We start from the raw sequence: 24711 nt of genomic DNA, 5'->3' as shown, positions 1-24711 counted from the left end.
AATACATTCTCGTTCTATGTTATATATTCCTTCTTTTGAACTTTAAAATCTGGGTATTTTTTCACTGAGCTCACAAAAAATGGTTTGAACTGACCAATCCGGTTGAGAAGATTACGAACCCGGCGTGCGGGCTGACAAAAGTGAAGCTGCAACTGACAAACTTTAAAATTGAATACTCATTCATTTTACGCTATACTAAAATCCTAAACTATATATCGTTCCATCTTCAGGGCAGGGTGAAATTCCCGACCGGCGGTAAATCTTAGATTGAGCCCGCGAGCGAATAGGGAGCTATTTGCTGACTCCGTGAGAACCGGAGGCCGACAGTATAGTCTGGATGGGAGAAGATGGAGGCAAGAATAAGGGATTTGCGAAAGCTGACCCTTTATTTCGTGCTGAATTCTCCCTGCTGATTGCGCCGAATCTGCAGGGTTTATTTGTGTACGAAGCCGAAACTTCTGTGTGGAACGAGGACAGGAGCTACTCATGTTAAAAAACACACAACTTCTTGTTAAGCTTTCAATGCTTAGCGCAGTGGCATTTTTACTGATGATGCTCAATTTTCCACTTCCATTTTTACCGGAATTCCTGAAAATTGACTTCAGTGATGTGCCAGCTTTACTTGCAGCCATTATTTTTTCGCCAATGGCTGGCGTAATCGTAGAAGGGTTGAAAAATATCCTTTACTATCTCTTTCGCGGCAGTGGCGTACCGATTGGTGAGCTGTCAAACTTTATAGCAGGCTGTGCATTTATATTGCCTGTTGCATTCTTTTATCACAAACGTAAAACTAAAGGTGCACTGGCCAAAGGGCTTGTCACAGGAACTGTAATCATGGTCCTGTTGCTTGCAGTGTTAAATTATTTCTTGATTCTGCCTGCATACGCATGGTTCTTCGGAATGGACTACATGCTTGATCCTGCTGTTAAATTAGGACTCACAACCGGCGCAATCATTCCATTTAATCTGATTAAAGCAGCTTTCGTTTCAGCATTGTTTATTCCGCTGTTCGTCAAATTAAAACCGTGGATTCAGCAGCAAACACCACTACCTGAATCATAAAACATATGGGTGCAGAGAGCTTGAAGCTTTTCTGCACCATTTTAATATGCACACCTGAACGTTCATATGAGGAAATGTTATAATAAGAAAAAACCCGGAGGTATTGATGATGAAAGATACTCTAATGAATCGATTAATTACATACGCAAAAATTGATACACAATCTAACCCGAATTCCCCTTCAACTCCTTCTACTGAAAAGCAATGGGACCTGCTGCGCCATTTAGAAAATGAATTGAAAGAGATTGGCATGCAGGAAGTAAGTGTGGATGAACACGGTTATTTAATGGCTACACTTCCTGCCAACACTGAAGGCGATATCCCGACAATCGGCTTCCTGGCACATGTCGATACTGCAACTGATTTCACAGGAACAAATGTAAATCCTCAGGTAGTGAATTATGAAGGCGGGGATATTCCTTTAAACGAAAAAGTGACGATGTCTCCAGGTGAATTCCCTGAGTTAAGCAAATATAAAGGGCACACGCTGATTACAACTGACGGAACAACACTTTTAGGCGCAGACAATAAAGCGGGAATTGCTGAAATTATGACGGCGATGGAGTACTTGATCCAAAATCCAGACATTCCGCATGGCAGAATCCGTGTTGCTTTTACCCCTGACGAAGAGATTGGCCGTGGCCCTCATAAATTTGACGTAAAACGCTTTGATGCTGACTATGCCTACACAATTGACGGCGGACCTCTAGGCGAACTTCAGTATGAGAGCTTTAATGCTGCAGGTGCTAAGTTGACGATTCACGGCACCAACGTTCACCCTGGAACAGCTAAAAATAAAATGGTGAACTCATTAAAAATTGCGATGGAGCTTAATCAGACACTTCCTCTTGATGAAGCACCTGAGTTCACATCAGGATATGAAGGATTTTTCCACCTGATGCAAATGAACGGGGACGTTGAAAAAACTGAATTGCAGTATATTATTCGTGATCACGACCGCGACAAATTTGAAAAACGCAAAAAAACGCTGCAGCGTGTTGCTGATGAAGTCAACGCAAAACATGGAGATGGCACGGTTGAGCTGACCATTGAAGACCAGTACTATAACATGCGTGAAAAAATTGAACCTGTGCGCCATATTGTGGATATTGCAGAAGAAGCAATGAATTCACTTGATATTAAAGCAATCATTGAGCCGATTCGCGGAGGTACTGATGGTTCGCAGCTTTCATATATGGGACTGCCAACGCCAAATATTTTCACCGGCGGAGAAAACTTCCACGGAAAATTTGAGTATATCTCTGTGGATAACATGGAAAAAGCATCAAAAGTGATTGTTGAAATCGCAAAACGTTATCCACATGTTAATAAGTAACCAGGAAAGCGGGGTACATTGTGAATTTAAGAAAACTTGATTTAATTCTAAGCGTTGTCTTACTGATCAATTCGATAAGAATTTTTTATTTGATCATTAACAACGATGATCCGGTACCATTTGATTATATGGTTCTCTTTTTCTCAACGGTTGGTGCAGTCATTCTATTTATGAACAGCCGACGGAGAAAGATGAAAGAAGATGGTACGTTGGAAGAATAATTACTACTCAATATTCTGAGCAGGAGCTGGGACAAAAGTGTCTCAGCTTTTTTTGACCGGTTCACTGCGCTGCAGGTGCTGTTTTCCGCGCTGCCTGCCCTACTCACGCTGGAACCACCATCTTCAGCTTAACTCTCCTCAAATTTCAATAAATCCAGGAAAACGATTAATTAATTAAATTTAATTCCATATTATTAATTTATTTTTATATAAAATTCAATTAAATGTAATTTAATTAAAATTAAAAAGGAATCCATTCCAATAGATTCCTTTTTAATCATTTATTTATTCATTTTATCCAAGAAACTACCTAGTAAATCATCCAGTTCCTCTTCTTTTTCTTCCTGAACTTCTTCTCGTTCAATTTCAATCGAATCAATCTGGTCGAGGTCACTATGATCAGAGATATGATTCTCTACACGCTCTTTTGCTGGCATCGGTGTTTCTTCCTGCAAATAGAGTGCTTCATCTACTGATAGAGATGTGCTATTCATGGATGCCAGTATGGCTGTTGCTCTTACCGGATCATTTAAAAGCTGATACACAATGTTACCAAGAAGCGCTTCTGAATGCGCGTGCCTGATCCATGCACGTTGTTCTTTAGACAGCTGTTTCGGAAGCGGAACTGTAATTGTTTCTCTTTCTTTTTGCGAGTTCTGCCCTAGTCCTTCAAGAGCAAATTCGGCTATCTTGCTTGAAAAATTTCTTTTCTCGTTCTCCTTCAGTCTTTGCAGCTCGCGCAATAAATGATCAGGGGTATCAGAAGGCAGGCGAAATGTAATCGCCTGTCCCTTCTTGATGTTACTGCTCATTCAATACACCTTACTTTGAAGCTGCTTTCGCTTCAGACTTCTTCGGAGCAGCTTCCTTACTATTTTTGCGAACAAAGTCACTGATCAGTTTATGATAAGCGTTAGCCATCATCCAGATGCTTTCTTTTTCGTCTTCAAAGAAGTCGATATTGTAGCCATCAAGGTTGTTATTAAGTGTTTTCAGGTAGTCTTTGAGAACCATCGATCCGCCGCCGACAAAGTAACAGATTTCAGTTTGTGAGTTTTTCTGCCATACGTTACGCAAATGACGGTATTCTTTTTTAGCTAAGTCAAGCAGGATACGGTCAGTAATATCGTGAACGCTCGTACGGGAACCTTTTACCATGATGTGATTACGGTCATTCTTTTTAGTAATAATATCGACTACGTCACGGCGCGTATCAAGCTCAACACCATGGCGTGAACGTATTTCCTCACGAATGGCTTCAAGAGACTCAGAGACACCGAGATTAAAGCCCTGTGCCTTGTCATCATCAACGTTACGGTTGCGAATAACTGCGATGTCCGTTGATAAACCGCCGATATCCTGAATCAGGATCTGTTTATCAATTAAGTCACGGTTGATAATTTTGCCTTCATTGTCCATGACAAGGTTGATAAATGCTGCGAATCCTTCAGGATAAACCTTCACTTCTTCAAATTTGATATTAACTTTTTTACCTTGATGCTTAGGTGTAACCAGGAACTCTACCTGGTGAACAGAGCCCAGTAGCTGAGAACGGAAACCAACGTCTTTTCCTTCTTTCACTTCTCTTAAAGGAAGGCCTGTTCCAAGCGTGTAAGATGCATCAATTACGTTATTTTTCACTTCAAATCCGCTGTTTTCACGCGCAGCATCCAGTGCGATACTTGCAAATAACATAACCAGCGACTGATCTTCTTCTGATTTACTGCTGCCGGGATCTAATTCCGTTGCATTATCACTTTTAGTAGCAAGGTTACCCACTCGGTAAATTGCGTTGTTGTCCTGCAGGGCAGGGGAGTGCACGCGAATATGTAAGCCATCAAGCGGATCTTTCTGATGAAGATCTTCAATTCCGATTACCGGTCGATCTTCACGGTCTCTTGCAATTACGTTCGGCATATTTAATTCATAATCTGATTTTCCAAATAAAGCTTTTACTGAATCATTTCCAACATCTACTGCTGCAATTCTTGTATTAGTCATAATAAACCTCCTGATAAAATCTACGGATTAAACCGTTCTTTCTTACTCTATATAAAGTCTGTTGAAACGTCAATCAACCTTAAGTACTGAAAAATCAGATTGATTGTATACAAATATGTACACGTGTTTACATTAGTGTAAACATATTGATTTAACAGCATGTATACACATTTGTTTACATGTACACTGCATTGTATACACCATGTTTACAATTTGTTTACATGTACACGTATTTGTATACAGTTATGTTTTTATGAAAAAATATCTATTTTATGAAACTATTTAACAGTGTCATTCGTACCTTAAGGAACAGAAAGGAGCTGCGAAAATGAATCCTATTTTTTCAGTATGGTTAAAACCTAAACAGACAACTGAATATTTAATGGCTCACAAGAGTATTAAATACTCTATTATTCTCTTCATAATTGCTTCATATGGAGGCGTGTTAAATGGCTTACAGGGAACAGGTTTTACTGATACTGATAATCTATCGAACGCAATGCTTACGGTCATCATATTAATATCCGGACCGATTGCAGGGCTGATTGGGTTATACACGGGGAGCTGGTTATATACGCTAGTCGGGAAATGGATGGGCGGTACCGGGAAGCTGAGTGATATGAAAAGAGCCATTGGTGTTACAGCCATTCCTAATATGGTGTTATTGATTGTATTAGTCGTTTATATCGCAATCTTTGGAGAGCAGTTCTTTCAAAGACCAGAATGGCCACAGTCGTCAATACTTCCATTTGAAGCTGCTATGCTCCTTAATGTAATCAGTTTAACCGTCGGGATATGGAATGTCGTGATTACGAGTAAAATGATCGGGGTTGTACACCACTTCTCCAGCTGGAGAGGGTTTGGGGTATCATTAGTCATAGGTGTTTCACTGGCTATTATCTTCATTCCACTCGTGCTAATTTTAGTCTTTATATAATGTCTGTGTTAAAGTCCATTGTTATTCTGCACTGCTGGTGATTGGAGCGGAAGGGACCGATGAGAGAGTCATAGCCAGATGGCTCAGCGCCCGGCCGCGGCGTCCTTCCTGAAGCGGAAATCAACAGCCAACTTTAACAGAGCTTATATAGTAAAAAGCGCTCCGCCTTTATTGAATTAAAGGCGAAGCGCTTTTTTATAAGGAAACATAAGCAAAATCTTTATTCAAAGGACCCTTTAACCGTTGGAGTACCCGCTTCCACCATCACCTTACCTAAAGCCATTACGGTATTAATTCTGTACGTTTCAGGCTCCAGCAGGACAAGGTCAGCGTCTTTTCCTGGCTTAAGCTCTCCTTTTTGTGAAAGCTTCAGGATTTTAGCAGGATTCTGCGTAATCACACGCAAGGCTGTACTGAATTCAACTCCTTCTTCAATAACAGCCTCGCGTACTGCCTCAAACAATGATGTTACTTTACCTAACTGTAACCCTATTAAGTCACCATTCTCATCGAAATCAGGCAAGCTTGCCTGTCCGTCTGATGTAAAAGTGATCAGCGACGAATTTACTCCTGCATCCAGCATTCTTTTGAGCGCAGTGGCACATTTCACTTCTCCTTCTTCCAGGAGCTTAGGAATTGAACTGGTCGTGAAGTCTACATAGCCGCCTTTTTTCGCATAGCTGATTCCTGCCTCAAATAGATGTGGATTCCGATTGATATGAGTCGGATAAAACTGTTTGATCGGGATATCTGTCGTTTTAATCACTTCCTCGATTAAGGAAAGATGATCATGGCTGTCACCGACGTGCACATTAACAATGCCTGCCTTACCGGAAAGCATCCCACCTATTCTTGATGCAGAAGCTATTTTTGCAAGTTCCTGAGCAGTGGGCTGTGAGGAACGGTGGTCAGATATGGCAATTTCTCCTGCACCAATCACGCGATCGATCAAAATCAGATCATCTTCAATTTTGCCCGTTAAGGTTTTAACAGGCACTTGATAAGAACCTGTATGAACATAGCAGGTAATCCCTTCTTCTTCAAGACCCCTTGCCTTCGCAATGAGAGCAGGCATCGTACGCGTCGTTCCATCTGTCCCAATGACGCCAACCAGCGTAGTAACACCACCAAGTGTGGCATCAGTCAGCTGCAGTTCAGGGGTACGTGTACGATAACTGCCTTCCCCTCCCCCGCCAATAATATGAACATGGGAATCAATGAATCCGGGAACTGCTATCTTTCCACGTGCATCTATAGTCATTAAGCCAGGTGCATTAAAATCAATATGATCTTCAATTGCAGCGATTCTTTTATCTGCAATCAGAATATCTTTGATCCCCAGATGAACCGGATCGTATACATCAGCATTCTTAATCAGTGTCAGCATCAAATTCCTCCTACTTTTTGGCAGGGTAAACTTTTAACTTCTTCCCTTTGATCGTTGTTTCTTTTAATGCTTTGATGACATGGTGGCCTTTCCCATTATGGATTTCAATGAATGAACAAGTTGGTTCAATCGTGATAATGCCAATATCATCCGCCGTTACTCCATCAATTGCAGTGATCGTCCCTACAAAATCCCCGGCTCTCAGCTTTTTCTGCTTACCGCCATTAATATAGATTTTCAGGATATCTTCACTTACTTTTTCGATCGCCGCAGTTTTTCGTTCCTGCTGCTCGTCCATTTTCGCCCAGAATGCACCGATATCAGCTGAAGGCATGGCGCTTAATTCAACCAGATTTGCGTTTGTGTATTCTCTGATCGAATCAAGACGATGTTCTTCGCGTCCTGTTTCAACAAAAGAGACCACTTTCCCGCTGTTTCCTGCTCTCCCTGTTCTGCCGCTTCTGTGCGTGTAAGCCGGCAGTTCGAGAGGTAGATCATAGTTGATTACCAGGGATACATTGGCAACATCAATTCCTCTTGCTGCAATATCAGTTGCGATCAGATAGCGAAAATCGCCTCTTTTAAATTCATTCATGACATCAAATCGTTCGTCCTGTACCATACCGCCGTGGATTTTATCACATGAATAACCTGCACGATCCAGGCGCTCGGTTAACTCGTCAGTTCGATCCTGAGTCCGGCAGAAAACCATGCATGTATCCGGATTCTCACTCATCGTAACCTGCTTCAACAGCTCAAACTTCTGTTTCTCATCTGTTTGCATATAGAAGTGCTGAATCAAATCCTCCACCTTGTTCTCAGAGGCGATCTCAAAGCGCTCAGGGGTTTTTAACCATTTAGAAGCCAATGACTCTACTTCTTTAGAAAAAGTCGCTGAGAAGAGCGCTGTGACCCTCGTTTTCGGCATGAATGCCATAATTGCTTCTACCTGTTCTACAAATCCTCTATTAAACAACTCATCCGCTTCATCGATAATGACGTACTTTAATTTAGAAGGGTCGAATGTGCCTTTTTCTAAATGATCGAGCAACCGGCCCGGTGTCCCTGCAATGATGTGCGTTTTCTGCTTCAATTCAAGTTTCTGCTTTGCAAATGGCTGTCTGCCGAATAATGCTGCCGCCTTCAGACGTTTGAAACGTCCGATTGCAAGTGCGTCAAGACGTACCTGGTCTGCCAATTCACGTGTAGGGGTAATCACCAGTGCCTGAGGCTTGTTTTCTTCCCACTCTACCTGATCACAAATCGGGATCGCATAAGCGGCTGTTTTTCCACTCCCTGTCTGAGCTTTAGCCATTAGGTCTTTTCCGCTTTTTAAAGCCGGGATGACTTGTTCCTGTACTTCTGTCGGTGATGTATAAGAAAGTTTTTCCAGCGCCTCTAAGATCGAAGGACTGAGATCAAATTGTTTCCATTTAGTAGTCATGTGTTGCTCCTTTTTCAGTAATGTTGTTTAGTATACCACGGCAGAAACAGAAAAAACTGCCCGTCATCAGATAAGATGCGGGCAGTCTGCCAATCATATATAGGTTTAAACTTCACGACTCCAGTGACGGTGTGCTTTGATTGCTTCAATAAATGAATGTGTGAAGCTGTCAGTATCATTACTGTGAACGACACCTGGACTGTCTGCAATATCATTTGCTTCAAGCCATTTTGTTCCCTCATGCGTTGCACCAATTGGCTTAAAGTGCATAAAGGCTTCGTTCAGGAAGTAAGAAGTCGTCTGTACGAATTTTTTACTGAGTTCCTTGCCACCAACAGCGTACAGTGCATCATAGAGGACTGAGTCGGCTGTAAGGAATGTCTGATCCACTTTCAGTTCAGAACCATCTGTACCTTTCAGTACACCCATTGAATCACTTACAACTTCAACCTCTACACCATCAGCTTCAAGCTTTTCAATAATTGAAGGAACGTCTCCTTCAAATCCATTTCCTGCAATCAGCAGTACTTTTCGCGTTGCTGCAGAATTAATTGTGTTTTCCTGACTCAACGCAGGAGAAGATTTTGTTACGCCGGTATCACTGCCCTGAGGTGCATCAATACCGATATTTTTAGCAACTTCAGATGCCAGTTCCATGCTGACGTTTCCAAACATGTCGACTACCTGACGGCGTACTGAATCACTTTCACACTTTCCAAGTTCAAAGCTGAATGCTTCTTTAATGTGATCTTTTTCAGGTGCACTCATACTATTCCAGAAAAGTGTTGCCTGAGAGAAATGGTCTTTAAAACTTTCGCTTCTTGCGCGCACTTTACGGCCTTCCATCTTTTCCTGATAGTGCTCGAAGCCGCCTTCTTCAGGCGTTGCAGGTTCAGGTGTATTGTTAGCGAGAGAGTTTTTGTGGTAACTTACCTGTCCCTTATTTATTGTCTGACGGCCATAGCCATCGCGCTGATTATTATAAAATGGGCATACAGGGCGATTGATCGGAAGCTCATGGAAGTTCGGGCCGCCTAAACGGATCAGCTGTGTATCTGTGTACGAAAATAGTCGTCCCTGCAGAAGCGGATCATTTGTAAAATCGATACCCGGCACAAGATGACCCGGGTGGAACGCTACCTGTTCAGTTTCCGCAAAGAAATTATCCGGGTTACGGTTCAGCGTCATTTTCCCTACAATACGGACCGGCACATCTTCTTCCGGCCACAATTTCGTAGGATCCAATACGTCAAAGTCGAATTTAAATTCATCTTCTTCAGCCAAAAGCTGAACGCCCAGTTCATACTCAGGATAATCACCATTCTCAATAGATTCAAACAGATCAGCTTTATGGAAGTCTGGATTTTTACCGTTCAGTTTCTGCGCTTCATCCCATACAACTGAATGAGTTCCCAGCACTGGCTTCCAGTGGAATTTCACGAAATGCGCCTTGCCTTCTTCGTTTACGAAACGGAATGTATGGACACCGAAACCTTCCATCATACGGTAGCTACGCGGTATCGCACGGTCGGACATTGTCCACATAACCATATGCGCAGATTCCTGGTTATTCGCAACAAAATCCCAGAATGTATCATGCGCAGATGCGGCCTGAGGGATTTCATTGTGCGGCTCAGGTTTTACAGCATGCACCAGGTCCGGGAATTTAATTGCATCCTGAATAAAAAATACAGGTATATTGTTACCGACTAAGTCATAGTTACCTTCATCAGTATAAAATTTTGTTGAAAATCCACGCGCGTCTCTCGCAAGGTCTGCTGACCCTTTTGAACCTGCCACCGTAGAAAAACGGACAAAAACAGGCGTTTTACGTGATGTATCTGTCAGAAACTTCGCTTTTGTTACGTCCTGAAGCGAGTCATATAATTCAAATTCACCATGTGCACCTGATCCTCTTGCGTGTACAATTCGCTCTGGGATACGCTCATGGTCAAAATGTGTCATTTTCTCTCTAAATTGAAAATCTTCGAGAAGCGTCGGTCCTCTTACCCCTGCTTTCAACGAAAATTCATCTTCTGATATTTTAAGCCCCTGATTGGTTGTCATCTTTTTACCGGAGTCATCTGTCTTGAACTGTTCGAGCTGCTGCTGCTTTTTGTTAGGGTTGCTGTCATTGCTCACTGCTATTCCTCCTTATGTAAATAAGTGATGCATCTACCTTTTTCTGTTTCCCTTTTAGTTGTTGCGACAAACAGTTTATTGCGAAAAATTTCGAAAATAAAAAGAACCCGGACAAAAGTCTCAGGTTCAATAGTCGTTTCGCTGCGCTTCACTATGATTTCAATAAATATATTGTTTAACTTAACAAAAGAGATTGTGTGGTCATAGCCATTTAACAACCAGAAAAGAAGATGAAACTCGTTTACTTGAGCTTCATCTTCTCTTTTAACTTAATATCATAGCTACACCCAGGTTCATTGTAGCGGAAGGCGGGGGACTCCGGGACGATTAGAGGGAAGCTGAGGCCCCACAGGCGAAGCCGAGGAGGCCATATCGGACCACAAAACGGTCCACCGTCCGGAAAGCCTCCCGCCTGGAGCGGAAATGAACCGGTTTAAGTGTACAGTAAAATCAATATTTTACGGTAATACTGTAGCTCCCATCAGGTAGCGGTCACATTCGCGCGCCGCTTCACGGCCTTCGTTGATTGCCCAAACGATCAGACTTTGTCCGCGTCTCATATCTCCTGCCGAGAAGACACCTTCTACATTTGTACGGTAATCTCCGTATTCTGCTTTCACGGTCGAACGCTCAGTTGTTTCAAGCTCAAGCTGCTTGATTAACCCCTGCTCCGGTCCGCTGAATCCGATTGCAAGCAGTACAAGATCTGCTTTCCAGACCTTCTCAGTGCCTGGGATTGTTTCACGGATGCGGTTGCCATTTTCGTCAATGCGCAGCTTTACGTTTACCGTGTGTACTTCTTTCACTTGACCATTTTCATCGCCAACAAACTTTGTTGTTTGTACAGCAAATGCCCGTGGATCAGAGCCGAATTTTGCTTCGCCTTCTTTTTGTCCGTATTCGATACGGTGTACAATTGGATACTGCGGCCACGGGTTACCCATCGCATCGCGGATTGACCCTTTTTTATCATAAATATCAAACTGGGTCAGGCTGCTGCATTCATGCCTGATAGCAGTTGCCAGGCAGTCAGTTCCTGTGTCGCCACCGCCGATTACAATGACGTTTTTCCCTTTAGCCGAAATATAGTTACCGTCTTCAAGATTTGAGTCAAGCAGGCTCTTTGTGTTGGCATGAAGGAAGTCCATTGCATAATGAATACCCTTCAGTTCACGACCTTCAGCCGGGATATCACGATGTACCTGTGAGCCGCCGCATAGAATGATCGAATCAAATTCGTCACGAAGCTTCTGGACCGGTACATTTCCACCGATTTCTGCATTCGTTTCAAATTGAATACCTTCTTCTTTGAGGATATTCACACGTCTTTCAACAACTGAATAAGGCAGCTTCATTTCAGGTATACCATAAGTCAGCAGTCCGCCTACGCGATCGCTCTTTTCAAATACAGTCACCCAGTGACCTGCTTTGTTCAATTGAGCTGCTGCTGCCAAGCCTGCAGGACCTGATCCTACTACAGCAACCTTTTTCCCTGTCCGCTGCTCTGGCGGTTCAGGCACAACCCAGCCTTCATCAAACCCGCGCTCAATAATCGAACGTTCTACAGTTCGGATCGCAACAGGGTCTTCGTTGATTCCAAGCACACAAGCACCTTCACAGGGAGCCGGGCATGCAAGTCCTGTGAATTCAGGAAAGTTGTTCTTTTCATGTTCACGCGCAAGCGCTTCTTTCCATTTCCCCTGGTAGACAAGGTCATTCCATTCAGGGATTAAATGATTAACCGGGCATCCCGTTGTCTGTCCGTTAATTTCTGTTCCTGTGTGGCAGGTAGGCACGCCACAATCCATGCAGCGCGCTCCTTCCAGCTTCACTTCTTCTTCAGGCATCCGTGCAGTGTAATCTTTCCAGTCACTGATTCGCTCTTTAGGATCGCGTTCATGCTGCGAATGACGTTCATATTCCATGAATCCAGTAGCTTTCCCCATCAAACCCCTCCTTAACGATTATTGTGCAACCATCGGACGCTTACTTTCTTCGAATGCTGTCATCTCAGCGTCGTCTCTTGTTGCGCCTCCTTCAACCAACTCATTAATACGTGTATTAATCTTCAGGTAAGCTTTAGGCACAACGCGGACAAACTGCTCCGAATACTTTTCCCAATATGTCAGAATGCGTTTTCCGTGGCCGCTTCCTGTATATTCAACGTGCTTTTCAATCATGTGATAAACATCCTGTTTCTCCTGCGCATCGCCGATTGACTCTACAAGCACGAGATCTTCGTTGCAACGCTCTCTGAACGTACCATTTTCATCAAAAATGTATGCGACACCGCCGGACATACCGGCTGCAAAGTTCCGTCCGGTTTCACCGAGCACAACTACACGTCCTCCGGTCATATATTCGCATGCGTGATCTCCAACACCTTCAACTACGACTTCCGCTCCGCTGTTACGTACGCAGAATCGCTCTCCTGCAATACCATGAATATAAGCCTCTCCATCAGAAGCGCCATAAAAAGCAACATTTCCAATGATGATGTTCTTTTCAGGCTGGAATGTGACAACAGGATCCGGGTGGACGATAATCTTTCCGCCGGACAGTCCTTTTCCAACAAAGTCATTGGCATCTCCGACTAGACGGAGCGTCATTCCTTTAGGTACAAATGCACCGAAGCTCTGGCCCGCTGATCCTTTGAATGTAAAGTTAATCGTGTCTTCCGGCAGCCCTTCTGCTCCGTAACGGCGGCTGATTTCACTGCCGAGCATTGAGCCTGTTACACGGTTAATATTTCTGATTGCTGTTGTAAAGTAGACTTTTTCTCCTTCTTCAATTGCTTTTCTCGCCTGTGGAATCAGTTCCTGATAATCAAGCGTCTTCTCTAAGCCGTGATCCTGATTTTGCATATGATAACGGCCCACTTTTGCCGGAAGATCCGGTGAATAAAGCAATGGAGCAAGGTCAATGTCTCCAGCTTTCCAATGATCAATGTTCGGATTGCGCTCAAGGAAATCTGTGCGTCCGATCATTTCATTGACTGTTCTGAACCCAAGCTCTGCCATGATTTCACGTGTTTCCATCGCGATGAATCGCATGAAGTTTGCTACGTGCTCAGCGTCACCAGTATACTTTTTACGGAGTTCAGGGTTTTGCGTCGCAATACCAACCGGACATGTATCCAGATGACATACCCGCATCATAATACAGCCTAGTACAACGAGTGGCGCTGTAGCAAAACCATATTCTTCTGCGCCAAGCAGTGAAGCCATGACAACGTCACGCCCGGTCATCATTTTTCCGTCAGTCTCGAGCACAATACGGTCACGAAGACCGTTCAGCAGCAATGTCTGGTGCGTTTCAGCAAGACCGATTTCCCACGGAAGACCTGTATGCTTCAGACTTGTTCTCGGCGCAGCACCTGTACCGCCGTCATAACCACTGATCAGGACAAGGTCTGCACGACCCTTCGCGACACCTGCAGCAATTGTTCCGACGCCGACAGCTGATACAAGCTTCACGCTGATACGCGCGCTTGGATTTGCATTCTTCAGGTTGTGAATCAGTTCAGCAAGATCCTCAATTGAGTAAATATCGTGATGAGGCGGTGGTGAAATCAGTTCAACACCCGTCGTAGAACCACGGACTTCTGCAATCCACGGATATACTTTCTTACCAGGCAGATGCCCGCCTTCACCAGGCTTCGCACCCTGCGCTACTTTAATTTGAATTTCATCTGCATTGACAAGATAATGACTCGTTACACCAAAGCGTCCTGATGCAACCTGCTTGATTGCACTTCTGCGTGAATCTCCGTTCGGCGACGGCTTAAAGCGTTCAGGTGACTCACCGCCCTCACCTGAGTTACTGCGTCCTCCGATACGGTTCATCGCAATTGCAAGTGCTTCATGGGCTTCCTGTGAAATCGAACCATAAGACATCGCACCCGTTTTAAATCTGCGACAGATTGCCTCTACTGACTCAACCTCTTCGATCGGGATCGATTGCCCCTTCTTAAATCTCATCAGGCCTCTCAGCGACTGGAGATTTGCACCTTCTCCTGAAAGCAGCGATGAGTATTTTTTAAATGTTGCATAATCATTGGTGCGGCAGGCATGCTGCAATGTATGGATCGTGCTTGGGTTATACGTGTGATCCTCGCCGTTTGCACGATACTGATAATCATCTCCTGAATCCAGGCTTGGCGTACCGGCACGCTTATCTTTATAAGCGCGTTCATGACGAAGAAGCACTTCTTTTTCAATCATATTCATCTTGATTCCGCCGATTCTTGATGGCGTTCTTGTGAAGTATTTGTCTACCACTTCAGCATGAATACCGAATGCTTCAAAGATTTGTGCACCTCTGTAACTCTGGATTGTCGATATACCGATCTTTGACAACACTTTAATCACGCCGTCTGTAGCAGCATTAATATAGCTTTCTACTGCTTCGTCATACGTTTTATCTTCAATCTCACCGGTTTTAATCAAGTCACGCACCGTTTCAAACGCAAGGTAAGGGTTAATACCTTCAGCACCATAACCCAACAGCGTCGCAAAATGATGTACTTCTCTCGGTTCACCGGATTCAATTAAAATACTGACTTTTGTACGTGTTCCCTGGCGAATCAGGTGGTGGTGCAGACCTGCTACTGCAAGTAGTGCAGGAATCGCAGCATTTTCAGCAGTCACACCGCGATCAGATAGAATCAATAGCACTTTGCCATCGGCTACTGCCTGATCGGCTTTTTCAAAAATCTCTTCCATCGCCGGCTCAAGGCTGCCCTCTTTTGCATCAAACAGCGTTGAAATCGTAACTGCTCCAAACCCATCAAGATTCTGCTGTCGGAGTGATTCAAGCTGCTTATTATTTAAAAGCGGCGTTTTCAAGCGAATATGTTTACAGCTTTCAGGTCCCGGTTGAACAAGACTACCCTCCGGTCCAATCGTTGTTTCAACCATCGTAATTAACTTCTCACGTATCGCATCAATTGCAGGGTTGGTCACCTGTGCAAACAGTTGTTTAAAATAGTTATATAAAAGCTGAGGTTTTTTGGAAAGTACAGCGATTGGTGAGTCATAGCCCATTGAACCAACCGGGTCTTTTCCTTCTGAAACAAGCGGTTTGATGATCTTATTCAGTTCTTCACGTGTATAACCGAAAGCAACCTGCTGTTCAGCAAGTGATTCTCCTGTAATTTCAGGCGCTATTTCCTTTGGTTCTTCTACATCTTCCAAGTTTTTAAGGTTTGACAGCCATTCTTTATATGGCTTCTCAGATGCTACCTGGAGCTTCACTTCTTCATCCGGAATAATTGTGCCTTTTTCCAGATCCACAAGCAGCATTTTTCCTGGTGCAAGACGCTCTTTATATTCAATATCATCAGCAAAAATATCAAGTGCACCAACTTCTGAACCAAGCACAATCATGCCGCTTTTTGTGACATAATAACGTGCCGGGCGCAGGCCATTACGGTCTAGGAAAGCACAAATCTGGCTGCCGTTTGTTGTCACAAGCGCAGCTGGTCCGTCCCATGGCTCCATCAATGTACTGTGGTATTGATAGAAGTCCCTTTTTTCTTCACGGATTGTACTGTCATTTGACCATGGTTCCGGAACCATCATCATGGCAGTATGTGCAAGCGAACGTCCTGAAAGGTGAAGGAATTCAAATGCGTTGTCAAACATAGATGAATCACTTCCGTCATCATCAATCACTGGAAGGATTTTTTGCAGTTCATCTTCGTTAAAATGTTCAGAAGCACACATTTTTTCACGTGCTCTCATCCAGTTCACATTTCCCCGGAGCGTATTAAATTCCCCATTATGAATCGTGTAACGGTTCGGGTGGGAACGTTTCCAGCTAGGGAAGGTGTTCGTACTGAATCGTGAGTGGACTAGCGCAAGCGCGGATTTGAAGTCTGGGTGATTCAAGTCAATGTAGAAAGAATCCAGTTGTTCCGGGATCAACATCCCTTTGTACACGATGGTTCTCGTTGAAAGACTGCTCACATATACGTCTTCAAAGCCCTCAATAACTGGTAATTCCCGTTCAATTCTCCGGCGGATCACGAATAGCTTCCGCTCGAAGTCCATTTGATCTGTAAGGGCTTCAGAAGCTTCTATAAATACCTGTCGAATCGCCGGTTTTGACTTTGTAGCAACCTTACCAACGAATGAATCGTTAATCGGTACCGGTCTCCAGCCAAGGAATCCCTGACCTTCTTCCTGTATGATCGTTTCGATTAGTTCTTTACTTTTCATTCTGGTCGTATGTTCCTGCGGAAGGAAAACCATTCCTACTCCATACTTGCCTTCGTCTGGGAGAATGATATTTTCTTTTTCACATTGTTTTTGAAAAAAGCGGTGCGGGATCTGTGTCAGGATTCCGGCTCCGTCACCGGTGCTTGTATCAGCTGACTGACCTCCACGGTGTTCGAGGTTACATAGAATATTAACAGCATTCTGAACGATATTATGCGTTTTTTCCCCATTAATATTGGCAATCATACCAATACCGCATGCTTCATGTTCGAGTTCCGGGCTATATAAACCCTGCGGATCTGGATAACCAGTCTTTTTCATCTAAACGTCCCCTCTCTTTTAAAAGTGTGAAAGTCGTTCTTCATCCGAGGTGAAGAGAGGCAATTTGCCCATAGTACTTTCATTTTCGAACTAGTATATCATGAAAATAACATTCACATAAAATTCTGATAACGAATTTTATTGTATTTTTATGAAGAAAAATGAATGAAAACGCTATCATAAAGAGGTTTTCACTATACAATGTGTTGTCCTATCCCTTGCTATACTTGTGTTTACTTTATATATGAAGAAAAGTTCAAAAAAAAGTTCTTTTTTTATAAAAAAACATTCGAGGGAATGATAACCCCAAATATATCTTCCTGATAGTGGTAACTAAATGGATGTTTATGTTATTCGAATCCGATCAAAAGGAAAGATGTGTGCGTTCAAAAATTTATTTTGCTATGCTAAAGGAAATGAAGAACTTAAAGGAGGTTATACATATGAGCAAAGTTTATGATTATACAGTCCGTATGACCAATGGTGATGTGATATCGCTGGATACTTTCAGAGACAAACCCATGTTGATTGTGAATACAGCAAGCAAGTGTGGCTACACACCTCAGTTCAAAGGACTTCAGGAACTCTATAAAGAATATCATGAGGACGGCCTCGTCGTGCTTGGATTTCCATGTGATCAATTTGCCAATCAGGAGTTTGAAAACATTGAAGAAACGACAGAGTTTTGTGAAGTGAACTATGGCGTCACTTTTCCGCTAATGGCAAAGGTGAAAGTGAATGGAGAAGAAGCTGAGAATCTATTTAACTTTCTTAAAGATGAAAAAGGCGGCGAGATTAAGTGGAACTTTACAAAGTTTCTAATTAACCGTGAAGGCCACGTCGTTGATCGCTATGAGCCTGCAGTAGAGCCTGATGAAATGAAGGGTGACATTGAAAAAGTAATTTAAAAAGCTGAGGGCTCTCCTCAGCTTTTTTTACTGTCCAGCTCTAGCAAGTAGGGGCTGGTGCGTTTTTCTTTTATGTCCAGCTCCAGCAAGCAGGGGCTAGTGCGCTTCCCTCAGCTCATTTCGATAAGTCAACATCAGTTCACTCCGTTCACTGTGTTTCCTTTATCTTAATCGCTTCAGTCCACCGCATACGCCCCTAAACGCTTACCTGCGCTTTTCTTTATTCATTTACTGCCTGGATATCTTCTTCAACCGGCCATCTTGAGAAGTCTGTGATGATGCCATCCACATCATAAGATACGGCTTTTTGAATCAGTCTTTTATCTTTTTTTGACCAGACAAGGACTTTCCCGCCACGTTTGTGGATCTCGTCTACTGTTCTTTTAGCTACTGCAGAAATATTGAAATTAATGTAGGTTGCGAAGGAGGTTAGTTCGTCTAGCTGCCATAATGATACTGGTACGAAAGAGGCTTTCATGAGGACTGCGATTTGGAGATCCGGGTCCAGTTCATGGATGCGCTTCATTGAGTCAATATCAAAAGACTGTACGATGACACTGTCAGTTGCGGGATATTGCGACAATACTTCCACTACTTTCTCTTCAATACCCGGATATAACGCCGGATGCTTGATTTCAATTAGGAGCCCAACCTGACCAAAGAATGATTCAAGGAGTTCATTCAGTGTAATGACCGGTTCTCCATGGTAGTCAGGATGGAAATGTGATCCTGCTTCAAGCATTTTCAATTCTTCGAGCGTCATATTTTTGATTAATCCGCTGCCATTTGTGGTTCGGTCTACTGTTTCATCATGCATAATGATTAATTCCCCGTCTTTTGACAAATGGACATCCGCCTCTATAAAATCCGCGCCGAGTTCTATTCCTTTTTGAAATGCTGCGTGTGTATTTTCAGGCGCATAACTCGCGGCTCCTCTATGCGCAACAGAGATCATTCCTTCTACATCTACATCTTTGATTGGCTGACTAATATACCCCACCAGTAAAATTAAACAGGCACCCAGGAAGGTAATGAAGGTAAGTCGCCTTCGTTTCCATTTCCTAATCATTATAACTTCCCCTCTCATATAATAAATCTGAATTTTCTATTTATATCACTATTGTATCATATTCCAATGAAGGTGTGGGGGGTATGAGTCTATAAACGGCATATTTTAACCCCTGCAGCGCCCGGGCTGAAGGGGTATCTTTATCTATACGTTAAAACCCTCTCAAACTCTCTATCTCTTTAAATAATCCCCTGAAAGCGCAGAACGACTTCTGCGATCAGAGCTGAACCTATAAATGTACCAAGCAATACAAATACTGCAACTACAATCGTTCGCCAGCCAAGTTTTACAAAATCAGTCCAAGAGCGTCCGATTGCAATTCCCGCATATGCCAGGATTGGTGTTGTTAGTGCGAGCAACTGAACTTCAGTGGTCCATTCAACAATGATATCTGAACCCGGCATCCAGGGCATCGAAACCACAATCCCAATAATAGCGATATATGCGACACTTGGAATTTTATAAGGTAGTGCTTTTTGAATAATCAGTCCCAGGAGACAGATAATGACCAGGATAACCATACCGGGCAGTGCAGAAAGGGGCATAACGTCATAACCAATCCAATTAGCTGCTAAAGATACAACTGCAAAAATGCTTAACAGGATTACCCACTCCTGAATATTTTTTAACATTAGGACTGCCCCTTTCCTTCTTTGTTTCTTGTCATGACCTGGTACATTTTTTCTGTCAGCGGAAGACCAATCAGCATGCTCATATAAAGCCCTGTTGATAAGGAAAGGAGGTTACTTGCACCTGCAAAAGCAATGATGTCGTTTTCGAATTCAGGAAATGCGCCAATCAGCGAGCCACTTGCGGCCGCCATCATGCTCCCACTACCAATTCCTGATGCCATGGCAAAAGACAACGGGTGAAGAGGCGTTAGTGTTGCCAGAAAACCCGCAATTAATCCCATAAAAACCGCACCAAATACTGTACCAAAAATATAGATTGCCATTACTCCTCTACCTTCCGGAGAGTTAAAACCATACTTATCCATGATGAGTCCGACGTTCGGCTCTCTTGCAACAGAATGAGTCATCCCAATGCTTTCACGCTTAAGACCAAGAAGCACGGCAAGTGGCAGTGCCAAAAGGATCGTTCCCAAGTTACCGAATTCCTGCAATAAAAGTGCAGGACCTGCTTCAATGATTTGAGGAAGAGACGGTCCAATCACGACGCCAATTTTAGCGATCAGAAGTGTAACCCCAAGGACAATTAACGGCTCAGCATTTTTAGACTGTTTTTCTTTTACTGCGGGTGTAAAATAAAGTCCCAGACCGATTAATAGTGCATAAAGCATCGGTAAAAGCAGGACAACCCCAGGACCAACTGAAAACTGGTGGGTCCCTATAAACTCAGCAAATACTACAATCAAAAATACAATGACGTGAAGACGCCAGTCTTTCCAAATGCCTAAATGAACTTGACTCATTTTATTCCCCCCCTATTCAAATATCGATGGAAGTCCCAGGGTCAAAATCGGAATATACGCAAGAAGTAAAACAACAATTATGCCTGACACAAAGTAAGGCAGGATATCTTTAATCGTCTTCTCTATACCGACTTTTGCGATATAGCATGAAATAAAGAGAGTAGCACCAACTGGTGGCGTAAACATACCAAGCGCCAGCGAAACCAGCATAACGATTGAAAATTGAATAGGGTCCATACCGATCTCTGCAGCAATAGGAAAGAAGATTGGAATAAACAAAAACAAGTTCGGCACAAGTTCCATAATCATTCCTGCAACAAGCATGATCGCAATCAACACAAGGATTAACGCCCAACCCGGAAGACCAAAGCTATACAGCGCATCAGAAATCAAACGTGGAATACCTTCAGATATCAGTACCCAAGTAAAGATCATTGACGTACAAACTGTAACCATTACAACACTTGTGCCGTGAACAGTTTCTTTCAACGACTGGTAAATATTCTTCCAATTAAGGCTCCTATACACAAATAAGCCCACAAGCAACGCATATACAACTGAGATTGCAGCCGCTTCAGTAGCTGTTGCAATACCAAGTACGATAGAACCCAACAAAATCACAGGTAAAAGCAGTGCCCATGACGCCTTACGGATATGAAATAAAAATTCTTTGATAGTAGGCTTTTCTTCGCTTGGATAACCCCTCTTTACAGATAGAATTACTGTTGTAATTAAATAAATAATACCAACGAGAATGCCGGGGATAATACCCGCGATAAACATTTCCGCAATGGACAAATTGGCAAGCCAAGCAATGATGATCATTGTGCTGCTCGGCGGTATAATAATGCCTACCACGGAACTCGAAGCGTTGATAGAAGCCGCAAAGGATGCACTGTACCCTCTTTTTTTCATTTCAGGTATCAGTACACTCCCTGTAGATGCAGCATCGGCGACTGATGAACCCGACACACCCGCCATCCCCATACTGGTCACGACTGATACGCACCCAAGACCACCTGGCAGCTGTCTCACCATTGAATCAGCTACATTAATAATCCTCTGCGCAATTTTCCCGTGAATCATCAGGTTTCCGGCAAGAATGAAAAATGGAATGGCAAGAAATGCGAATGATTGCGTATTAGAAAAGAAACGCTGAGAGAACATTTCAAGCGGAATACCCGCTACAAGAATATACATCAATGCTGAAGCACCCATTGCAAAAGCGATTGGCACTCCAAACACAATTAGCAGAAAAAAACTAATGACCATGATCCAGATCATCGAGCATCTCCTCCTCATCTGGAACTTCGAGCTTACCAAGAACAATCATAATGAATTGATAAATCAGAATAAGTGAAATAACTGCAAATGATACACTGACTGATGTGATCAGCCACGTTTTTGAAATTCTTAAAACTGGCATGACCTGACTTGCTGTATTTTCTCCCATTCTGTAGGCGGAAAAAGCCATATACACTGAAAAAAACAGCATGACCAGTTTTGAAAAAGCAAACATCCACCTTTGAACCGCTTTTGGCATCAGGCTTCTGAAAAAATTAATTGATAAATGCCCTTCATTTTTTGTAACGGCGATTGCCGCAACAAAAATGACCCAGGGGAATAGTAAAAGCGTTAATTCATTTGAAAAGACAAGCGGTAAATCGAACACGTAGCGGCTCAAAACTTCTCCAAACACAACAACCGTCAAAATGACCATCATGATTGAAGCAACAAGATCCAGCACGTCGACAACCCGGTCAATCCATGTTTTTTTATGAACAGCTGACATCGCCCTGCCTCCTTTTTCAAAAAAGCGGGGCCTGTTTCACTGCCCCGCATCGGCTCTATTGACGGTATTCTTCAAGAAACTCCTGGATATCCTGAATGATCTCAGGACCCATCACGTCTTCTACTTCTTTATATACCGGTTGAGCAGCTTCCTGGAACGCCGCCAAATCCGGTTCAGTTACTTCAACAAATTCTTCCTGTGCACGTTCGAAATATTCCTGCTCACTTTCAGCGACGATATCGCGTGAGGCATCGCGCGCTTTTTCAGCACCTTCCATGACTATCTGCTGAAGGTCTTCATCCAAACTGTTAAATTCCTCCTGATTCAAAATCATATAACAGTAGTAATATGTGAAGTTTGTCATTGCAAGATAATCCTGTACTTCATGCATATTCTGATCAAAAATGTTCAACAGAGGATTAAACTGACCATCAATGACACCCTGGGAAAGCCCGCTGTAAAGTTCTGTATAAGCCATTGTAGATACTGAAGAACCAAAAGCTTTAAATGTTTCAATTAAGCTCACATCATTCGGGGAACGCATACTCAGTCCCTCAAGGTCTGAAGGTTCGTTGATTGGACGGACATCATTTGTAATGTGAGTAAAGCCAAGTTCTGTATCTGTCAGTGCTACAAAGCCTTGATCATTTGCTTTTTCTCTCAACTCTGTACCAATCTCGCTATCCAGAACCGCGTGAGCTTCCTCTGGCGTTTCAACGATAAACGGAAGGGAGAGCGCTGCGTATTCAGGCACGACATTAGCAAGTTCGTTCGCCCCCGGAATCGCCATTTCCAGAGCCCCAACCTGTACAGCTTCAATCATTTCAGGAGATGAAGCATATGTTTCGTTTGGGAAGAACTCAATTTCAATACGGCCATCTGACTCTGCTTCGACATATTCTTTGAACGCAATAGCCGCTTCACCCTTCGAATCTCCTTCTTCACCAGAATTCCAGCCAAGCTTCCACTGGTATTCAGCCTCACCTGACCCGCTGTCTCCGCCACTGTCCTCACTGCCGCAAGCAGTTAGAACAAGTGCACCTCCAAGCATCATCGTAACTCCAGCCCACTTAACCTTTTTCATATAAGCTCACTCCTATCTGTTTGATCAATTTTTTCGAGCAAATGTTTTAACACGTGAATCGTTTCTACACAGTGTTCGAGTGACGACCATTCTTTCGGATTGTGACTGACGCCGTCTTTGCTGTTTGTAAAAAGCATTGCAGTTGGCACATACCGCCCCATTACCATCGCGTCATGTCCTGCCCCGCTTGGTAAATGAAACGCTTTTTCACCAGTGACGTGTGCTGTACTTTCAGCTGCAAGCTTCTGCATTGTTGTTGAAAGTTTTACTGGTGTGACTTTCAATGTTTCCTGTACGTCTATTTTTACCTCGTGCTTTTTTTCAATTTCGTTTATTAACGCTCTTGTCTTTTCTACAATTTGGTCCTTTAAGCCCTCATCAATATCCCTGATATCTGCCGTCAGTTTCACTTGTCCCGGTATTACATTTACACCATTTGGTGAAACCTCCAGCTTACCTACTGTAGCGACACCTGAGCTGCTTACTTGTCCGGGAATATCTTTCAACCTGTATACAAACTCTCCAGCTGCAACGAGAGGGTCTTTCCTGCCAACCATCGGGGTATTTCCGGCATGACCTGCATCCCCATCGAATGTAATAGTAAGCCAGGATGGACCAGCAATACCTGTTACAACACCCGTTGAAAGGTTTCTTTGCTCAAGCTGCTTGCCCTGTTCAATATGAACTTCAACATAGGCCTTTATTTTATCGAGTGAACGCTTCGACTCACTAAAGTTCTTGAGCGAAAGACCATGCTGTTCGAGCACTTTCTCAAAGAAGGTGCCGTTATAATCCGTCAGTTTCACCTGCTTAGACATATCAACTTCCCCGGCCATCGCTCTGCTTCCAGTAAGACCGCCATTAAATCTCGCGCCTTCTTCATCAGTAAAAATGACTACTTCATAGTTTGTCTCAGGGATATAACCTGTTTCCCGCCATGCTTGCGCAACCTCCAAAGAAGCCAGCACACCAAGCGGACCATCAAAATGCCCGCCATTTGGGACACTGTCTAAATGAGAACCTGACATGACCGATTGACTCTGATCATTCCCTTGAAATGTGCCAAACACATTTCCGGCACCATCTTCGTAAATGGATAATCCCGCTTCTTTCATCCATACCTTAACTAATTCCTTCGCAGCACGCTCTTCATCGGAAAATGACATTCGGTTACTTCCCTGCTCTTTTGTTAATCCGATTCTTGATAATTCAGCAAGTCTCTGAGCAACTCTTTTCCCAGAAACACCATCCCGATCGAGTGCTGCAGGATATTGATGAAGCAGCCTGGATAACAATAATTTTGAAAAACTGGTTGTTGCCTGCATCGCCACTTGATCACCTCTTTATCTTTGTA

At 43.3% G+C, this 24711-nt stretch carries 19 protein-coding genes and 1 riboswitch; of the genes, 5 read left to right on the top strand and 14 right to left on the bottom strand.

The window, feature by feature from the left end:
• Positions 1-218 precede the first annotated feature (218 nt).
• A riboswitch (FMN riboswitch) is annotated at positions 219-353 on the top strand.
• 133 nt (positions 354-486) lie between these two features.
• The 3 genes from E2626_RS08970 (at position 487) to E2626_RS08960 (ending at position 2619) form a co-directional block, all read left to right on the top strand.
• On the top strand, positions 487-1062 hold the full coding sequence (locus E2626_RS08970) for an ECF transporter S component (RefSeq protein WP_134381404.1): 576 nt from the start codon (positions 487-489) through the stop codon (positions 1060-1062).
• A 109-nt stretch (positions 1063-1171) separates the two neighbouring features.
• Positions 1172-2398, top strand: a complete 1227-nt coding sequence (pepT, locus tag E2626_RS08965; protein WP_134381508.1) for a peptidase T — start codon at positions 1172-1174, stop codon at positions 2396-2398.
• A gap of 20 nt (positions 2399-2418) precedes the next feature.
• Positions 2419-2619, top strand: coding sequence for a hypothetical protein (locus tag E2626_RS08960; protein ID WP_134381403.1), 201 nt, complete (start codon positions 2419-2421; stop codon positions 2617-2619).
• Positions 2620-2900: 281 nt separating this feature from the next.
• On the opposite strand, the gene E2626_RS08955 is transcribed toward E2626_RS08960, so the two are convergent.
• A complete protein-coding gene (locus E2626_RS08955; RefSeq protein WP_134381402.1) occupies positions 2901-3431 on the bottom strand; it encodes a hypothetical protein in 531 nt (176 codons plus the stop codon).
• 10 nt (positions 3432-3441) lie between these two features.
• Positions 3442-4620: a ParM/StbA family protein gene (locus E2626_RS08950; RefSeq protein ID WP_134381401.1), complete on the bottom strand. Its 1179-nt coding sequence runs from the start codon at positions 4618-4620 to the stop codon at positions 3442-3444.
• 328 nt (positions 4621-4948) lie between these two features.
• Here E2626_RS08950 and E2626_RS08945 point away from each other — a divergent pair, with 328 nt between their 5' ends.
• Positions 4949-5557 carry a YIP1 family protein gene (locus E2626_RS08945; RefSeq protein ID WP_134381400.1) on the top strand — a complete coding sequence of 203 codons (609 nt, stop codon included), beginning with the start codon at positions 4949-4951 and terminating at the stop codon, positions 5555-5557.
• A 220-nt stretch (positions 5558-5777) separates the two neighbouring features.
• Here E2626_RS08945 and iadA read toward each other — a convergent pair whose 3' ends face one another.
• From iadA to gltB, 5 genes are all read right to left on the bottom strand, one after another.
• The gene (gene iadA / locus E2626_RS08940; RefSeq protein ID WP_134381399.1) at positions 5778-6944 is read right to left on the bottom strand and encodes a beta-aspartyl-peptidase; all 1167 of its coding nucleotides are present in this window, start codon (positions 6942-6944) and stop codon (positions 5778-5780) included.
• Between the two features lie 10 nt (positions 6945-6954).
• The gene (locus E2626_RS08935; RefSeq protein WP_134381398.1) at positions 6955-8388 is read right to left on the bottom strand and encodes a DEAD/DEAH box helicase; all 1434 of its coding nucleotides are present in this window, start codon (positions 8386-8388) and stop codon (positions 6955-6957) included.
• Between the two features lie 105 nt (positions 8389-8493).
• Complete coding sequence (locus E2626_RS08930; RefSeq protein WP_244094284.1) at positions 8494-10530, bottom strand: catalase; 2037 nt, start codon at positions 10528-10530, stop codon at positions 8494-8496.
• Between the two features lie 458 nt (positions 10531-10988).
• Positions 10989-12476 (bottom strand): glutamate synthase subunit beta, encoded by a 1488-nt coding sequence (locus tag E2626_RS08925; protein WP_134381397.1) that lies wholly within the window; start codon positions 12474-12476, stop codon positions 10989-10991.
• An 18-nt stretch (positions 12477-12494) separates the two neighbouring features.
• Entirely contained in the window at positions 12495-17072 is a 4578-nt protein-coding gene (gene gltB, locus E2626_RS08920; RefSeq protein ID WP_134381396.1) for a glutamate synthase large subunit, read from the bottom strand.
• Positions 17073-17515: 443 nt separating this feature from the next.
• Between gltB and E2626_RS08915 the strand changes: the two genes are divergently transcribed.
• Positions 17516-17980: a glutathione peroxidase gene (locus E2626_RS08915; protein ID WP_134381395.1), complete on the top strand. Its 465-nt coding sequence runs from the start codon at positions 17516-17518 to the stop codon at positions 17978-17980.
• A 220-nt stretch (positions 17981-18200) separates the two neighbouring features.
• Here E2626_RS08915 and E2626_RS08910 read toward each other — a convergent pair whose 3' ends face one another.
• The 7 genes from E2626_RS08910 to E2626_RS08880 all read right to left on the bottom strand — a co-directional run bounded on the left by E2626_RS08910 (position 18201) and on the right by E2626_RS08880 (position 24682).
• Positions 18201-19049, bottom strand: a complete 849-nt coding sequence (locus E2626_RS08910) for a glycerophosphodiester phosphodiesterase (protein ID WP_166786779.1) — start codon at positions 19047-19049, stop codon at positions 18201-18203.
• A gap of 179 nt (positions 19050-19228) precedes the next feature.
• Positions 19229-19681 carry a hypothetical protein gene (locus E2626_RS08905; RefSeq protein ID WP_134381393.1) on the bottom strand — a complete coding sequence of 151 codons (453 nt, stop codon included), beginning with the start codon at positions 19679-19681 and terminating at the stop codon, positions 19229-19231.
• Positions 19681-20481: a DUF3100 domain-containing protein gene (locus E2626_RS08900; RefSeq protein WP_134381392.1), complete on the bottom strand. Its 801-nt coding sequence runs from the start codon at positions 20479-20481 to the stop codon at positions 19681-19683. The genes E2626_RS08905 and E2626_RS08900 overlap by 1 nt, the downstream gene beginning before the upstream one ends.
• Positions 20482-20493: 12 nt before the next feature.
• Complete coding sequence (locus E2626_RS08895) at positions 20494-21765, bottom strand: TRAP transporter large permease (RefSeq protein WP_134381391.1); 1272 nt, start codon at positions 21763-21765, stop codon at positions 20494-20496.
• The gene (locus E2626_RS08890; protein WP_134381390.1) at positions 21743-22273 is read right to left on the bottom strand and encodes a TRAP transporter small permease; all 531 of its coding nucleotides are present in this window, start codon (positions 22271-22273) and stop codon (positions 21743-21745) included. The genes E2626_RS08895 and E2626_RS08890 overlap by 23 nt, the downstream gene beginning before the upstream one ends.
• 55 nt (positions 22274-22328) lie before the next feature.
• Positions 22329-23357, bottom strand: a complete 1029-nt coding sequence (locus tag E2626_RS08885) for a TRAP transporter substrate-binding protein (protein WP_134381389.1) — start codon at positions 23355-23357, stop codon at positions 22329-22331.
• Complete coding sequence (locus tag E2626_RS08880) at positions 23354-24682, bottom strand: M20 family metallo-hydrolase (protein ID WP_134381506.1); 1329 nt, start codon at positions 24680-24682, stop codon at positions 23354-23356. The genes E2626_RS08885 and E2626_RS08880 overlap by 4 nt, the downstream gene beginning before the upstream one ends.
• Positions 24683-24711: the final 29 nt, after the last annotated feature.

The sequence above is a fragment of the Jeotgalibacillus salarius genome, from assembly GCF_004405125.1.
GTDB lineage: Bacteria > Bacillota > Bacilli > Bacillales > Jeotgalibacillaceae > Jeotgalibacillus > Jeotgalibacillus salarius.
This window is presented reverse-complemented; position numbering and strand designations above follow the sequence as displayed.